This window comes from Vibrio sp. 10N.222.55.C6 (assembly GCF_041473395.1).
GTDB lineage: Bacteria > Pseudomonadota > Gammaproteobacteria > Enterobacterales > Vibrionaceae > Vibrio > Vibrio crassostreae_C.
This window is the reverse complement of sequence record NZ_JBFRSD010000317.1, coordinates 1-282: the sequence shown is the minus strand read 5'-3', so window position 1 is coordinate 282 and position 282 is coordinate 1. Positions and strand designations below refer to the sequence as shown.

The 282-nt window shown below is 41.8% G+C and carries 1 protein-coding gene; it reads left to right on the top strand.

Annotation, left to right across the window (positions count from 1 at the left end; translation table 11 throughout):
- Positions 1-282, top strand: a 282-nt coding sequence (locus AB4486_RS23885; RefSeq protein WP_372119077.1) for a Tn7 transposase TnsA N-terminal domain-containing protein, incomplete at both ends; no start/stop codon positions are given.

The window sequence follows — 282 nt, the reverse complement described above, 5'->3', positions numbered from 1 at the left end:
GTATGTACGTAATCTAAGAAAGCCAAGTCCTACCAAAAACGTCATCAAGTTCTCTAGTCCTAAAAATAACGACATGATTCTGTGTGAAAGTCGTTTGGAGTTTGATGCCTGCTTTCACCTCGAGTACTCCAAAGACGTCATTTCGTTCAGTAGTCAACCAACCGGTTTTTACTATGAGCTTGACGGTAAAAACAATCCTTATACACCTGATTTTTTGGTTCATCTTCGTGATGGAAGCCGTCAGTATTGGGAAGTTAAGCCACGACATGTAGCGCAGAAGCC